General features: G+C 47.3%; 11 protein-coding genes. 4 read left to right on the plus strand and 7 right to left on the minus strand.

Annotation, left to right across the window (positions count from 1 at the left end):
- Positions 1-1,727: hypothetical protein (locus tag HMPREF1551_RS05525; RefSeq protein WP_021628075.1), on the plus strand; the 1,727-nt coding region annotated here is incomplete at its 5' end.
- 1 nt (position 1,728) lies between these two features.
- Here the strand turns inward: HMPREF1551_RS05525 and HMPREF1551_RS05530 are convergent.
- Positions 1,729-2,373, minus strand: a complete 645-nt coding sequence (locus tag HMPREF1551_RS05530) for an O-methyltransferase (protein ID WP_021628076.1) — start codon at positions 2,371-2,373, stop codon at positions 1,729-1,731.
- A 3-nt stretch (positions 2,374-2,376) separates the two neighbouring features.
- Complete coding sequence (locus HMPREF1551_RS05535; RefSeq protein ID WP_021628077.1) at positions 2,377-4,518, minus strand: S46 family peptidase; 2,142 nt, start codon at positions 4,516-4,518, stop codon at positions 2,377-2,379.
- Positions 4,519-4,817: 299 nt separating this feature from the next.
- On the opposite strand from HMPREF1551_RS05535, the gene HMPREF1551_RS05540 reads away from it, so the two are divergent.
- Genes HMPREF1551_RS05540 through HMPREF1551_RS05550 form a run of 3 tightly spaced genes read left to right on the plus strand, consistent with a single transcriptional unit; the run spans position 4,818 to position 8,671 of the window.
- Positions 4,818-6,431: a DUF1444 family protein gene (locus HMPREF1551_RS05540; protein WP_034544361.1), complete on the plus strand. Its 1,614-nt coding sequence runs from the start codon at positions 4,818-4,820 to the stop codon at positions 6,429-6,431.
- A 2-nt stretch (positions 6,432-6,433) separates the two neighbouring features.
- A complete protein-coding gene (locus tag HMPREF1551_RS05545) occupies positions 6,434-6,991 on the plus strand; it encodes a hypothetical protein (RefSeq protein WP_021628079.1) in 558 nt (185 codons plus the stop codon).
- Between the two features lie 21 nt (positions 6,992-7,012).
- On the plus strand, positions 7,013-8,671 hold the full coding sequence (locus tag HMPREF1551_RS05550; RefSeq protein ID WP_021628080.1) for an MBOAT family O-acyltransferase: 1,659 nt from the start codon (positions 7,013-7,015) through the stop codon (positions 8,669-8,671).
- 114 nt (positions 8,672-8,785) lie between these two features.
- Here the strand turns inward: HMPREF1551_RS05550 and HMPREF1551_RS05555 are convergent, their stop codons facing one another.
- The 5 genes from HMPREF1551_RS05555 to HMPREF1551_RS05575 all read right to left on the minus strand — a co-directional run bounded on the left by HMPREF1551_RS05555 (position 8,786) and on the right by HMPREF1551_RS05575 (position 16,247).
- A complete protein-coding gene (locus tag HMPREF1551_RS05555; protein ID WP_021628081.1) occupies positions 8,786-10,015 on the minus strand; it encodes a glycoside hydrolase family 57 protein in 1,230 nt (409 codons plus the stop codon).
- Between the two features lie 73 nt (positions 10,016-10,088).
- Positions 10,089-11,381 carry a glycosyltransferase family 4 protein gene (locus tag HMPREF1551_RS05560; RefSeq protein WP_021628082.1) on the minus strand — a complete coding sequence of 431 codons (1,293 nt, stop codon included), beginning with the start codon at positions 11,379-11,381 and terminating at the stop codon, positions 10,089-10,091.
- Between the two features lie 7 nt (positions 11,382-11,388).
- Entirely contained in the window at positions 11,389-13,353 is a 1,965-nt protein-coding gene (locus HMPREF1551_RS05565; protein WP_021628083.1) for an amylo-alpha-1,6-glucosidase, read from the minus strand.
- Between the two features lie 319 nt (positions 13,354-13,672).
- A complete protein-coding gene (locus tag HMPREF1551_RS05570) occupies positions 13,673-14,266 on the minus strand; it encodes a hypothetical protein (RefSeq protein ID WP_021628084.1) in 594 nt (197 codons plus the stop codon).
- Between the two features lie 13 nt (positions 14,267-14,279).
- Positions 14,280-16,247 (minus strand): alpha-amylase family glycosyl hydrolase, encoded by a 1,968-nt coding sequence (locus HMPREF1551_RS05575; RefSeq protein WP_021628085.1) that lies wholly within the window; start codon positions 16,245-16,247, stop codon positions 14,280-14,282.
- Positions 16,248-16,483: the final 236 nt, after the last annotated feature.

Genomic DNA, 16,483 nt, shown 5'->3' on the forward strand with positions numbered 1-16,483 from the left:
CGTCGCTAAGGCCTGCCGATAGCCTATCGCAGCTACCTCTCTCCGCCGCTAAGGACTATACCTTGGAGAGTAGCCCAACTATCCCACAAGGGGCGACACAGCTGGAGGCCTTTGCTTTCGAGGAGCACCTCATCCCTGAGCAGATGTATTTTGACTTCCAAGGAGATATCAGCTCGGTGACCTTCTTCTCCTTCTTAGGGGATGCGCTAGCTATCCTCCACAGCCAGAACCCTACCGAGACACTGCGCTACTTTACCATTCTCAAGACGGAGAATTTCCAAGGGGCTACTTATCACCAGATAGAAGCCCTCTCGGATGTGCAATCCTTCTTCGCCCTTTTCGGAAGGGAGCTAGCCCCAACCTATATATATCGGAATGAGGACGACTTAGTCTTTGCCCAAAAGCGAGAAGCCTTACAGGGGCTGATCCAGCGGCTGCAACTCAAGCAGTCCCTCACCCAAGAGGCGCGCTTTGCTGCCCTACAGGAGCAGTGTAGCAGCCAAACCGCCTTTGTGGCCTTGGCCAACCTCCCTCAGTTATCGGCTTTTGCCAAGAAGTACCCTACCTTGGCGGCTCGTTATGGCTATGCAGCCCTGCAGCTAAGCCCCCAAGAGGATTTCTACCAACTCACCCTGACCGCTACTGCTGAAAAGCCAAATGCGGAAACGGCCACCCGCCCGCAGAATGGAGAAGCTCCCCAATCCTCTGACAAAGGAATGCAAGAGCGCTTCGTACTGACTTTGGATAAGCCGGCACAGACCCTCCCCCACTTCGTTACCAACCATCGTACCGGAGAAAAAGAAGTAGTGGTGCAGGATAGGGACAACCAGCTCTATCTGATAGGACATGATGGAAAAATCCTTTGGAAAAAACGCCTCGACAGCCCCATTCAGGGCGAGATCCATCAGGTGGATCTCTTTCGCAATGGCTTCCTACAACTGGCTTTCAATACCCTATACGCCTCCTATGTAATCGACCGCAATGGCAAGGAGGTGGCGCCCTTCTGCCTTACACGCAAAAATTCGCTACTGCCCTTGCAAATATTTGATTATGATCACAATAAAGACTATCGCTTTGTCATCTGTGAAGATAAGCACATTTATCTGAAAGACCGACGTGGGGAGGAGGTCAAGGGCTTTGAGGGAAGTCGTGTCCCCGAAGGCCTCAAGAGCCCACCGCAGCATATGCGCTTAGGGGGGAAGGACTTTATCGTCTTTGCCAAAGCCAACGGGCAGCTGAGTATCCTCCACCGCAATGGCTCGGTGCGCATCCCACTGAAGCAGACTTTCGACTTCTCCGACAATCCTATTGTAGCCTATAAGGACTGCATCGCCTTCACTACCCGTGATGGCAAGCTCCACTATATCGATAGCCAAGGGGGAATGCGCCAAGAGAACTTGGCCGTAGGGGCTGCTCATTACTTCGCCGTACAGGGCGACACACGTGTGATACTGGATGGCAATAGCTTGTATATCAACCAAAAGAAGATCTCTCTCCCCTATGCGGACTATGCCCGTCCACGACTGATCTCCACGCAAAAGGGACTACTGATTGCTGTCCTTGATGAGCAAAACCACCAGCTCTACCTCTTTTCCCGAGAGGGAGAAACCCTCCCAGGCTTCCCTATCTACGCCCTCTCCCAAGCGGATGTCTGCGTAGAACAAGGCAAATGGCTTCTTACCTATCTTAAGGATGAAAACCAAATCATAGTGACAAGTGATAAATGATTTATCCTTTCACTCTCGCCAAAGAGATCCCATCGCGTATGGGTAGCAGTACGGTCTCCAAACGCGGATCGGTGGCTAAGCGCTGGTTGTATTCCATCAGGATTTGGGTGTGCTTGTCGTTGTCCTTAACGGCTTCCACGACCTTGCCACTCCAAAGAACATTGTCCGAGAGGATGACACCCCCAGGGCGCATCTTAGGCAAGATAGCTTCCAAGTAGTTCAGATAATTCTTCTTATCCGCATCGATAAAGACCAGCTCAATCCCATCAGGAAGGCTGGGCAAGACCTCCAAGGCAGGTGCGAAGTGCTGTACAATCTGGGAGTGATAAGGACTCTGCTGAAAATATTTGTCCTGTATAGGCTGGTATTCCTCATTCGCCTCTATCGTATGCAATACCCCTTCAGGAGGCAAACCCTCTGCTAGGCAGAGGGTTGCATAACCTGTAAAGGTACCTATTTCCACGATATAGCTGGGCGAAAGGAGCTTGGAGAGCAGGCTTAGCAGTCGCCCCTGTAGGAGGCCACTAAGCATACGGGGTTGCAGGACTCTCAGGTGGGTCTCCCTACTAAGAGCGGCCAGCAGTGGCGGCTCCGCCTGACTATGCGCCTCGGCATAGTGTTGCAAGTCTGCCGATAGAAAGTGCATAGGCTATGGGATTAGGTTCATTTCATCTACTACATGCTTGGCGCCTGCGTAAGTGTCTATACACCAAAGAACATAGCGAATATCCACCACTATAGTACGCTGTAGCTTTTCATCGAAGATCACATCTCCGGCCATGGCCTCTATATTACCATCGAATGCCAAGCCGATGAGTTCTCCCTTGCCGTTGAGCACCGGCGAACCGGAGTTCCCTCCTGTGATGTCATTATCGGTCAAGAAGTTGATATGTAGGGTACCATCCTTATCTGCATAGCGGCCGAACTGCTTATCGTTGTACATCTGGAGGAACTTAACCGGCATGTCAAATTCCGGATCCCCTGGTTTGTATTTGCCTAACATGGTTTCGAAAGTCGTATAGTAGTTGGACTTCACATCATAGTTACGCTTGTCCTTAGGCAATGCCTTCACCGAGCCATAAGTCAGGCGCAGGGTGGAGTTGGCATCAGGATACTGTATCCGAGAGATTTTCGAATCGCGCATACCCTTTACATACTTGCGGAAAGCCTTGTCGTAACTATCGCGAAGGGCTTCGTCCTCGGTATGGTTGTACTTGTCGGACAATACCTTGGCCATCGTTGCCAAAGGATCATTTCTGAGGGCTTCTTCGCTGGGGTTTTGGAAGAAATTCTCCAAGTTTTCAGCCTTGGTGAAGATACTACGAGCGAAGACCTCGGCCGCATAGCGCTTGAAGTCTCCCTGATACTGTTCCTTGATCTGCTTTAGCTGCTGAGGAATATCGGTAGATTTTTCAGCATAGAGCTTAAGGTTGTCCGCAAAGAGGTCTATCTCAGCCGGAAGGTAAGTACGCTCATAATAGGCCTGAAGCCCTCGGGTAAGGCGCTCGCGAAGCTGCTGTTTTTGGTCATCAGAGGAAGAAAAGTAGGCTTCTAACTGACGAGCATAAGGAATCACCTGAGAGGCAATTGGGTTGGCTCGGAAGAAAATCGCCAAGTAATTTTGATTGGCTGCCTGCTGGTTGGTTTGGGAAAAATAAGAAGCCAAGTCAGCCAATACGGAGCCGTATTCAGCTTGGTTTTCCGCTTTAGCAGCCCAGGCGGCAAACTTTTTCTCTGCCTTTCGTTTGAGGTCGGCTGTTTGGTGAGCAGTAAGGGCATCGATCATCCCCTGTCTGTTTTTCCAATAGTTGGCCAAGCCAGCATAGGTAGATGCATACTTAAGGCGTACAGCATTGGAGGCATCCATATGCTTTTTCATGGCATCCATAGCCGTTTTGGAGGCTTCTACCCAGGCAGGATAACCATATTTGACCTGCTGATCCACCCAATAAGAAGATACCCAGCGGTTGGTACGACCTGGATAACCCAAAATCATCGCAAAATCTTTCTCTTGCACCCCTTTGAGGCTCACATCAAGGTATTTTTGTGCCTTCATAGGGATATTATCAGGCGAATACTCAGCCGGATTGCCATTTTTATCAGTATAAACGCGGAATACGGAGAAGTCGCCCGTATGGCGAGGCCATTCCCAGTTGTCGGTATCTCCTCCGAACTTACCTACACTCTCCGGTGGAGTACCTACCAAGCGTACATCTTTGAAATCTTGATACACAAAGTAATAGAACTCATTCCCTTGGAAGAAAGAACGCACGGAGACCACATACTTGCCTCCCTCGCTGTTTTCTTGTTGGATTTTATGGATCTCGGTTTGGATAGCCGCTTCACGTTCCTCTTCGGTCATGGAGGGGTTTAGCACTGAGAGCATGCGATCGGTAACATTGTCCATACGTACGAAAAAGCGCACAAAAAGGCGCTTAGGAGATAGCTCCTCTGCTTTGGTCTTTGCCCAATAGCCATCGCGCAAGTAGTTGTGCTCCGGAGTGGAAAGCCCTGCTATAGCACCATAACCACAGTGGTGGTTGGTTATTACCAAGCCATCAGGGGAGATGATACTGGCCGTACAGCCCCCATTGAACTGAACGATAGCATTCTTAAGACTGTTGTGGTTGATGCTATAGATATCCTCAGCCGAGAGCTTCAAGCCCTTTTGCTGCATATCACGCTCATTCAGGCGCTTGAGGAACATCAGAAACCACATCCCCTCATCTGCCCTTACCCAAGATGGCGCCAAAAGACAGAGTGAGAAAAGAGAAAAAATCAGTTTTTTCATTCGGTAAGTATTATAAAGATTAAAGGGCAAAGATACAAAATATAATTGTTAATTGTTAATGGAGATCTGTTAATGATTAAAAGACAATGGTTAATGAATAATGCCGCGTGGGACTACACCGCTCGCTTCAAACAGAAGTGAGAGGAAAGAAGGAAAATAAAAGAACATAGCTATTAAAGAGAACGACTTTTGTTTGTTAATGAAAAACTAAAAAAAATAAAGTTGAATTTTTCTTTGGAAATATTTTATCATTACAAAAGAAGTTTATATATTTGCCTTTGGAAAAAATCGAAAAACAGATGGGATTATTAGATTTATTCAAAAAGAAAACAGCCAGTGAAACAGATTTAAAATCAATAACTTACAAAAGGTATTGGTTAGATACGATGTCTACTATTCTCATTCCTACCGATTGGGAAGTAACCAACACGGACCGTTTTTTAGCCAAATCTCCCGACGATAGGGCTAACCTAACGGTGATGAGTTCTGAAGAACCTCTCAAAGGAGCTATTACCAAGGAGTTCTTCGAACGACTCAAAGGAGAGTTTTTCAAAGAGTACGAGAAAGATGGCTTTACCGCATTGGACGAAACCGTAGCCAATGAACGCTACATCAGTAAGACCTTCCGTGCCTATGATGAGGTAGAATACCACTTCACTTGTGCCAGGAAGATGGATGATCGTGCCCTTATCACCGAAATCATCCTCCGCCATAAGGATCCATATAGCATCGAAATACGAGAGCTAGTGGACAAAATAGGGATGAGCATACAGTATGTGGCCGACTTTACCCGACAATTCGCACAACGTTTGGTGACCAAAAACCCTAATATACAAGTAAGAAATACCAAAGGTTTGGAAATAGAATGGATGCTCAAAAGCGAACCAGGACAGCTCATTACCAGCTTCTTGGACAACGCTTATGCCGAATATATGCACCGTAGCGACTTCTACTTGAGTGAAATCATTGAGAAATACGCCAGCTCCATTCTGGAAACTATTCCTAAGAAGCCTAAGCCACAGCCTGAAAAGCCAAAACCACAACCCGAAAAACCCAAGGAGGCGCCCAAAAAGGAAGAACCCAAGAAAGAGGAACCGGTGATCATCACCACTCCTCCACCTGCTGCGCCGCCTAAGACAGAGGAAAAACCGGCTGCTAAGCAAGAACCTATAATCCCTCCTGCACCTGCTAAAGAGGAGGTTAAGAAGGAAGAAAAACCAGTACAAGAACCGGCCGCTAAGGTGGAAACACCAGCCGCTAAGCCTCAAGAAAAAGAACTCGAAGTCATCAAGGCGCCACAACCAATCCCTGAACCAGAGCCTGCTCCAGTTGTCGAGCAGCCTGCTGCTGAGGCATGGGATGAGGACGAAGCCGTGATAGAGGGGGCTCTTGTTGTGAAGAAAGAAGAAATCTTCCCACTGGTGAGAACCACTGCCTTCATAGAAGACCTCAAAAAGGATATACCCGATCTTATCTACGAGAATATCAATAGCGAATTGGGAGTTATCTACCTGGTTCGCAACGAGAAGGTGAGCCTCACCCAGGGCGACCTCAAAAGCCTACGCTTGGATATGCTCGCGCTCAAGTCCTTAGCAGTGAGCAACCTCATCAACCAAATAGAGGTAGGGGTCGAGGAAGAAGGAAACCGCTATACCATCGTTGCCGATGGCAAATTCGAAGCCAGCTTCTTGGTGGTTTCCGAACTCTGGTCTAAGGACAACATCCCTGTAGAGGGTACCATCACCGTGGGCGTACCGGCCAACAACGTACTGCTCATTACCGGTAGTGCGCACCCTGCCGATATGAACTGGATACGCCACCGCGTAGCCCAGGCCTATGTTGAAAGTAATATCCCTATCTCCGATAAGCTCTTCGAAGTAAAAGGAAACTCACTTATCCCCTTGGATATATAATCATGAGAAAGCTCCTGATATTCATCTCTGCTATGACACTCTCCTTGGCCTGCTACGGCCAGCAGCAGCCCGAGGAGAGAAATATATTGCTGCCTAAAAACCAAAAACAGCGCAACCCCTGGGATGGCTTTACCTATGGGGGAGGCATTGGCGGCTCCATAGGAACTAACCAATGGGGAATCTCCCTCTCCCCTCGCTTGGGCTACAAGCTCAGCGAAGAGCTTGAGCTTGCCTTCTCGGTCAATTATTATTTCCAACAGAACCAGCAAAGCCGCTACCACTCAGTGAGCCTAGGCCCTTCCTTGAATTACTATATCGCACGCAACTTCTATGCGAAGGCCTCCTACCAACACTATTTTATTACTCAAAAAATAAGACGAAGTGAGCTGAGCTATCGCACCGAAGAAGATGCCCTGCTACTCGGTGGAGGTTATATGCAGGCCTTAGGGAGCAACTCCTATCTGCGGATAGGCTTCTCCTACAATGTGTTATATGACAAAGACAAAAGTATATTCTCCTCTGGCCTTGTCCCCGAAATAGGCTTTGTCATAGGACTATAACACTTATTTACCTGATAAAGAATGGATTGGATATATGATATTTTTGAATTTTCCAAAAAGTACCCGCTGGATTTTACCCAGATGAGTTTTTGGATCTTTTTTGTTATCGTATATGCAGGCTTTGCACTAACCTATAAGCGCCTTTTCATTCGCAACCTCTTTCTTTTCTTAGTCAGCTGTTTTTTCTATTATAAGACCAGTGGCCTTTTTGTGATGTTACTGCTATTCAGCACCGTAACCGACTTCTACTTTGGCCGCCAGATTGATAAAAGTCAGGACGAAGGGCGCCGCAAACTCTTTGTGACCCTGAGTGTCTGCCTGAATCTTTTCGTACTTAGCTACTTCAAGTATGCTTACTTCTTCACCGATGCGTACAATACCATCTTCCATACCGACCATAAGGTATTCAACTACTTAGCCTATTGGGGCAATGGCTTCCATAGCAAGGGATACTTCTCTGTGGATGAGATTGTCCTTCCAGTGGGGATCTCTTTCTATACGTTCCAGACCATTAGCTATACGGTGGACATCTATAGGCGCAAGCTCAAGTCCTTGGATTCTATCTTGGATTTTGGGCTTTATGTTACCTTTTTCCCCCAATTGGTGGCCGGGCCTATTGTCCGTGCCGAGGAGTTTGTCCCTCAGCTATTGCGCCCTACCCAAATTACTAAGGAGGACTTCAACAGGGCTACTTACTTTATTTTCAAGGGATTGATCAAGAAAATGCTCTTTGCCAACTTCATCGCGGTGGAGTTCCTCGATAGGGTTTTTGAGATGCCAACCATGTATTCTGGCTTTACCAACCTAATGGCGCTGGTGGGCTATTCTCTACAGGTATATGGGGACTTTGCCGGCTATACCGATATTGCCATAGGGCTGGCACTGCTAATGGGCTTTGAGCTACCTCGCAACTTCAATTCTCCTTACAAGGCCATCAATACTGGTGATTTTTGGAAGCGTTGGCACATCTCACTTTCCACTTGGCTCAAAGACTATCTGTATATCCCCTTAGGGGGGAATCGCACCGGCTCTTGGGCTTCGGTGACCATCGCCCTTGTCTTAGTTTCAGTGGCACTGATCGGAGTGGGCAATCCTTATTTTTCGCTTATCATAGGGCTTTTGCTCTTAGGGGGTACCCTCTTGGCTATGAAGAGCGAACGATTCCAGCACTATATCACCACCAATATCAACCTGATGCTCACCATGGTGCTCGGTGGTCTATGGCACGGCGCTTCTTGGAAATATATCCTATGGGGGGGTATCAATGGCTTGGGAATTGTTTTTTACAAACTCTGGCGCAAGGTAAGCCCCTATGAGCATTCCACCCATTGGCTGGCCCATTTTTGGAAGGTTTTTTCTACTTTTATTTTTATTGTCTTTGTGCGGCTTTATTTCCGTGGAGAGGATATGGAGCGCATCGGGCAGTTCTACGATCAGTTATGGAATAATATGGACTTGTCCAGCAGTGGCCAAGTACTGTGGTATTTCAGAGATGCCTTTGCCGTCATTGTCTTGGGCTATACCGTTCACTGGCTTCCCCAGTCCCTCAAGGACAAGATAGAAGAAGCCTACTACCAAAGCCCTATATGGGTCAAGGCACTCATCATGGCCGTTGTTGCAGTAATCTGTTATCAGACTTTCTCTAACGATGCCCCTGCCTTTATCTACTTCCAATTTTAGTGATTAGTCATTAGTCACTAAAGAAAGCACATGGGGGAAATGGGCTCTCCCGTAATCGAAGTAATTCGATACGTTAAGATGAGAACCCATACCATCCATGATAGATTTTTTTGCTTAAAATTCTTTGTATGACAATGTGGTCTTCACTTCCTTAGAGAGCGCCTTATCCACCTCCAAGGTAAAATCGCTCAATACATTCATATAGTTGATATACGCATCATAAGGCGATGGATAGGGAGATACCTTCTTCAGGCGCTGTTCCACTGGGATAAACTTGGTACTCATATAGTTAAAGTGGTTGCTACACTGCAAGCGGCTATAGGTACGCTCAATGGCTTCATCTCCTGTAGCCTCTACCTTGCCACTGAGGGCAAAAAGTTCCTCAAAAGCATTCTGTTGCAACTCATTCCCCAGCCAGGAGGTTATATCACGCTCCTCATCTGTCCACGAAATGGGATTGGGAACATAGATCGCTTCCTTGGGGACAAAGGTAGCCACCACCTCCTTAGGTGTCATGAAAGCATATTGGGGGTCATCCAACACATATTGAGGCAAATAGCGCAAAAAGTCGAAGATACCCGAATCCGGTGTGTTGTACTTCCCTAATGCCTGATAGTGCATAAAGAGATTTACCACATCGCTATCGCGGAGGCTATCCTTGAGCCAATGGGCATATTTCTCCGCGGTAAGGGGGTATTCGTTCCAGTCCTTTGAGGAAAAGCGTAAAGAGATATCATCGCTAAGTTTGGCATTCTTGAGCAAGATTTTTACCTTTTCATCATTGGGATGGTGATGTACAAAGTTGGGGTTGCGCCAGCCCAAAATATGCTTAGCACCTTCGGTCAGAATGGTATGGAAACCCAAGCGAGCGATACGCTCCCCTATGCTATCGGAATAGATTAGAGAAGTATTGCGGAAGGTAACAGGGGTCTGCCCGAAAAGTGCTTCTATACGCTGGATATGGCGCTTGACATCTCGCTCGAACTCATTGGTATCGGCCGAGAGCGAGGAAAGCGAGTGGGCATAAGGCTCACAGAGGAACTCTACCTGACCGGTTCGTGCCAAGGCCTGAAAGCTGTGAATCACCTCTGGAGCATGTAGCTCCAACAGTTCTATCGCACTGCCTGATAGGGAGAAGGCGACCTTGAACCGCCCTCTGTAGCGCTCGATAAGCTCCAAAAGGAGCGCATTGGCCGGAAGATAACACTCCCGCGCCAGCTGCTCTATCTCTGTACGGTTGCGATAGTAATCAAAATAATCATGCTGCTTGCCTATATCAAAAAAATGATACTGACGAAGCTGTTCAGGGTGATGAACTTCAAAATAGAAACATATTGCTTTCATGTGTCTTTATTTTTATCTTAAAGGCTCCTACAAATATACGTTTTTTTCTCCGTTTTTCCAAGAAAAGAGCCTCTTAATAGAGTACTTGTTGGTAAATATTTTTAAGCTTATGGGCGGCAAATTCCCATTTGAGGGTATTGACCTCAGCCAATCCCTCCCGCTTGAGGTTTTGGGAGAGCTTTGGATAGGCGATCAGCCCATAGATGGCATCGGCCAAGGCATTGACATCCCAATAATCGACCTTGATGGCATGCTCAAGCACCTCCGATACCCCCGATTGCTTGGAGATGATCGTCGGTACCCCACAGCGCATCGCCTCCAAGGGGGAGATGCCAAAAGGCTCGGATACCGAAGGCATCACATATACATCGCTATAGCGGAACATGCGCTGTACATCGTCCCCACGCAAGAAACCGGTGAAGTGAAAATGCCCACCGAGCTTCAGCTGTGCCACGCGCCTTACCGATGGGGTCAGCTTGTCCCCATTGCCAGCCATCACAAAGTGTACATCTGGACACCTTTTATGTACCTTAGCGGCCGCTTCTATAAAGTATTCTGGCCCTTTCTGTAGGGTGATACGCCCCAAAAAAGTGACGATTTTTTGATGAAGTGTACGTGGGGGTAGGTCGAGGTCTTCGTCCGAGAAATCCACGGCGTTATGTACGGTGCTCACTTTCTCTGCGGGGATGCCATACTTCTCTATTACGATGTTGCGTGTCCAGTCACTGACTGTGATGACATGATCGGCGCCCTCCATACCATGCTTTTCTATATCATAGACAATGGTATTGCGGTTGTACTCCCCTCCTCGGTCATATTCGGTGGCATGTACATGCACCACCAAGGGCTTGCCACTGATATGCTTGGCGATAAGCCCTGCCTGATAGGTAAGCCAGTCATGCGCATGGATGATATCAAAATCATACTTACTGGCTACCGTACCGGCAACCAAGGCATAGCGATAGACCTCCTCCATGAGGTTCTCTCCGTACTTCCCGGAAAAGTTGAAGGTGCGCCCCTTACCACTATGGAAGCTGTGCTCTTGCCTATAACGCTCTTCTTGCCAGTAGGAGGCAAAAACCTCCGGAGAAAGGTAAGGGCGGAGGGTGGAGCCTATCTCCATGAATTGGATGTGTTCTAAGTAATTATCCGAAACGGTATAGCTCTGGAGCATCTCCTCTTCGCTGGCATTGATGATCTTGGCAGCCTCAGGGTCTTCATCGCCTGATGCCTTAGGCATCACAAAGAGCACCTCTACTTCATTCTTGGCCAAGCCCTTGGTAAGCCCAAGGCAAGCGGTACCCAAGCCGCCACTGATATGGGGGGGAAACTCCCACCCGAACATAAGTACTTTTATTTTTTTCATAAGGGTATTATCTTTTGGGTGAATTTTCTTCTTTATAATGGTTGATCAGATAGACACTGCGCACGATCTCCGCCACATTGCGCGCTTGGGAGATACAGCCATGCCCCGAATAAGGTGGGTTCCCATCGTAAAACTCCGAGATAAGCCCTATCCCATAGTGGTGTATATCCTCACTTTCCTTGGAGAGCAACTCCTCTGCTTTGGGTACAAAATCCCCTCCATAGAGCCTTAGGCAGCTTTCTATATAAAAGCCCAAGAGCCATGTATGTGTCCCCCCTTGGTAGATGGCCGCTTCCTGTTCGGCCATGCTTCCTTCACAACGCCCACGATAGCGCTTGTCATCCGGAGCCAGGGTGCGCAAGCCTCGCTCGGTAAGGAGCTTCTCCTTCATCAGGTCAAGTACTTGTTTCTTTTGGGACTCCTTCAGCGGACTGTAGTCCAAGGCGCAGGTGATAAGCTGGTTCGGCCTTACCGAGAGATCCTGCTGACCTCCCTCCTCACTATCAGCCAAGTAGCCTACCTTATCATTCCAAAAGACAGAGAGGAAGCTCTGGGCAATCTGCTCTGGATAGCCTTCCCATTGGGCTACAAAGGCCTCATCCTTGGCGGCCTTAGCCAAGTCCAATGCATAGCAGATTGCATTGTACCACAAGGCATTGACCTCCACTACATATCCGGATCGTTCCAAAACTGGCTTGCCCGCTATGGTGCCGTTCATCCAAGTAAGCGGACGGTGATAGCGCTGATTATAGATCAGTTTGTTCTCCTGCATGGCCACCTGGGGGAAGGTACGCCCCTCGCGATAGGCTTCCAAAACCTGGGTGAGGGTATGGGCATATTTCTTCCAAAGCATGGCTTGGGGTACCTTCGCCCAACGTTCATATTGCTGGAGTGTCCAGAAAAGCCATAATGAGGTATCCGAATTGAACTCCGGAGCAGTATGGCTGCTGATCAGGCGTGGGAATAAGCCTCCTTTTTGATATTGTATCATCGAATCTATCACCTGTTCGAAGAGGGCGGTATTCCCTGTAGCGATAGCAATCCCCGGCAAGGAGAGGAAAGTATTGCGCCCATAGGAAAGATGCCAAGGATAACCGGCCTTGATACGAGTCTCGTTGAGCTTTTCGATTACAAACTGGTTGGCTGCATATTGCAAGCAGTGCTCAAAGTTATCACGAGGGGCACGCTGCTGGGCAGCCTGCTGGAACTCCTCCACCAGCTCCGAGGCTTTCTCCTCAGTGGTTGAGGCCGAGAATACCAAGGGCTTATCCAGTGAGAGGTTCAGCTCGAACTCTCCCGGTACGAGCAAGTCCTCTTGATAGTCGCCTCCTCGCTCCCTATCCTTACTATATTGAAGGTCTTTGTACCAATGCGGATCATGCTTATAGCTTTGTTCCTCACTTAGCTGCATATATAGGGTAGGAAAGCCCTCATAGAGCTTCATGGCGACCCCTTGGGGTACCCGCCTATAGTGGGTATCGGCTACCGAATTCTCTTTGCATAACTGGTGAATGTCTCTAAAAGCTAAAAAAGGTTTCAGTCTCAAGCGTACCGTCTCCGGCCCCGAAAGCAGCGTATAGCGAATCAGCATCTGGGGCTGCTTGTGCAGCATCATGATGTCCTTCCTAAGGCTTACCCCTGCCACCTGATAGGTGATGGAGTAATACTTATTCAATTCGGATTCGATGATATATTTGTGTCCCTTGGGGAAAAAGGTGCCTGGGTACTCATGTATACCGAAATTGAACTCCTTGTCATTGACCACGATAGTCTCATCCAAGGAAGAAAGCAATAAGTGGTTGCGCCCCAAGAAATTATCAATAGGGACAATCAGGAGTCCGTGATAGCGACTCGTATTACAAAAATTGAGGGTAGTGGAGAGATAGCCCCCTTCTCGGTTGGTGCCGAGAAACTCCCTCTGTAAGGCAAATTCTAAATTTACCAAATCACGCTGCTTGAAACTTAGAGACATTAGATTAATTGTTAATTTTTAATGGTTAATTGTTAATATAAATCAACAGTTAAAGAACAAGAAATATAGAGGTCTGAAAAGAGTTGTAAGTAACTCATTATCAAAGATTTCTAATTACATCCCCCTAGCCCTCCTCAAGGGGGGAATTACAGAGTGGTATCAAGTAGAATGTTGAACAATTACACTTGAATATACTGGATACCAGCATGATAGTTCAGCGTTCTACAATTCCCCCCTTGAGGGGGGCTAGGGGGATGTGAAAAAACATATTGAATATCAACGAATTACTATACAAGTATATTATTTTAACTATTGTTCACTATTCACTCCCCCAATCATAGACCCCATTGATAAAGCCTCGCTTTATGGCATCATCTCCGTAATAGCCCATCATCAGGTATTTCTCCCCTTGGGTAAGCTCCCACCAGCCACCTGCATTCATACTATAGACATAAGGTTCATCCTTATAGATAAGTACCCCTTCAATCACACAAGGAAATACATCAAACATATCATGTAACTCGCGAAAATCCATCGATCGAGAATGCTTCATTACATACTTTATTGTCTTTTCAGGGATAGACCAGCCCTTACACTCCTTGTAATCCCCCGAAGATTGCTCATAAGGGGCACTTTTCTTGGTAAGTAGCTCTATTTGATTCTCTTTCAGCCGCTTTCTTTGCTTATCGTTAGTAAGAACATCAAATAATTCGCCTTTGAGGCTATCCTTATGCAAATGGCTCTTTTCTGCTTCTTTAATACCCTGAGGCATATGATCATCAAAAGAGACAATACTATCATAGCGCAAATCCTTTAAAGTATCCAGCGCGAAGGTATCCATAACCCCTTGCTTGAAAGAGCTATTCTTACAAGCCACCAAACACACTAAAAGGATAAAAATAGGAGGTTTCATTGTTCACTTTTCACTATTCACTTCTCAATACGATTCCTATACGAGGTGGAATATACAGAGAAATCAAATTTTTCCCTCCTGTATATTGCGTAAAGTGTTCCGTTTGCTCATTAATAAGCCCTTGTCCACCATAGCAATCACTATCGGTGCAGAGCACATAGGTATATTTGCCAGCGGCTACCTCAAACTGATAATCCACAAAGGCCTTATCAGGGTTAAAGCTAAAGACGAACAGATAGCCGCCGCGCTCAAAGGCCAAAAGCTGTCGTTCTATATCTCTGACCAAGACATGGGGCTCGTAAGATAAAAGATTCACCCCTTTGACAAAATGAATCATCGCACGATCAAAGGCATTGAGATACTTGAATTTCAAGGAACTATCATCCAAAAGACTCCACATACGGCGGGCATGGGCATAGCTTCCGCCATTGCCTTCACGAGGAAAATCAATCCATTCGGGGTGCCCCCATTCGTTACCCATAAAGTTCAGGTAGCCCCCACCAGCAGTGGTAATCGTCAAAAGGCGTATCATCTTGTGCAATGCCATCGCGCGGTCTATCACAAGGTTATGGTCAAAGACACTCATTCCGGTATAGATTTCCTTGTCCGTAAGGCGAAAGAAAATGGTCTTATCCCCCACCAAGGCCTGATCGTGGCTTTCCGCATAACTGATGGTACGCTCCTCTGCGCGCTTGTTGGTCAGCTCATAATAAAGATCCCCTACATGCCATTGCTCATCGGGTACATCTTCCAAGAGCTTGATCCAGTAGTCAGGGATACCCATACTCATTTTATAATCAAAGCCTAAGCCTCCTTCCCTTATAGGAGAGGCCAAGCCTGGCAGGCCGCTCATCTCCTCGGCTATAGTGAGCGCCTCAGCATATACCTCATGTACTACCTGATTGGCCAAGGCCAAGTAGGTGAGCGCATCGGTATCCTCGTTGCCATCATAATAAAAACGATATTCGGTAAAGGCCTTTCCCAATCCATGATCGTAATAAATCATACTGGTCACCCCATCGAAGCGGAAGCCATCGAACTGGTACTCCTCTAACCAATATTTACAATTGGAGAGCAGGAAGTTCAGCACCTGCCCCTTACCATAGTCAAAACAGCGGGAGTTCCAAGCCGGATGTTGCCCCCTGGCGCCATGGTGAAAATAAAGGGAATCTGTACCATCAAAAAGGCTCAAGCCCTCTGCCTCATTGCTTACCGAATGCGAATGAACAATATCTAAAATCACCCGTATGCCCAGTCCATGGGCGGCATCTATCAGCTCCTTGAGCTCCTCCGGAGTACCAAAGCGGGAGCTTACCGCAAAGAAATTAGCCACCTGATAGCCGAACGAACCATAATAAGGGTGCTCCTGTATGGCCATCAGCTGTAAGACGTTGTAGCCCAGTTGGGCAATACGTGGTAGTACAAAAAGGCGAAACTCCACAAAGGTACTCACCTTCTGCTGTTCAGTTGCCATCCCTATATGTGCCTCGTAGATCAGGGGTGCCTCCCCTGCTTTAGGGCGAGAGTACTGCCACTGATAGGGCTCTGTCTGCCATACCTGCGCTGTGAAGGTCTTCGTATAGGGATCCTGTACCGCGCGAGTTGTATGCGAAGGCAAGCGCTCCCCGCTACCCCCTGGCCACTCCACCAAGAGCTTGTATAGCATGCCATGCGAAAGTTCCTCCGCTGGCAAGGACAATTCCCAATTCTCCCCACCGACCCTTTGGAAAGCATAACGCGGATGCTTCTGCCAGCTGTTCCCCTCAAAGAGCAAATAGATAGCCGAGGCATTCGGCGCCCACTCCCTAAGAACCCACCGCTCACCTGTAAAATGTAATCCATAATACAGGTGAGAATTACAATTCTCCGAGAGGCGTGCCGCTGCACCCTGCAACAACTGCGCCTTTTCGCGATACAAACGATACCGATCCTCTATGATATTTTTATACGGAAGTAAAAGAAAATCATTATCATACAGCATGGCAATAGCTTTTATGACTTAGGCTGTAAAAATAGTAAAAAAAATCGATATTAACTCCTAAAAACTTGTTATTTTTCAAAAAAACATGTTTAAACTTTTTTGAGGAACTTGGAGATAAACCCTAATAGGAGCATTCCAATCCAAGTTACATCAAGAAAATAAATAGCTGGTTGCGCTCCTTTATTAAAGCTAAATCTTTTTTCTACACTTAAAAAGGAAATAATCCATTTATTTAT

Origin of the sequence: Capnocytophaga sp. oral taxon 863 str. F0517 (assembly GCF_000466425.1) — a bacterium.
Lineage (GTDB): Bacteria > Bacteroidota > Bacteroidia > Flavobacteriales > Flavobacteriaceae > Capnocytophaga.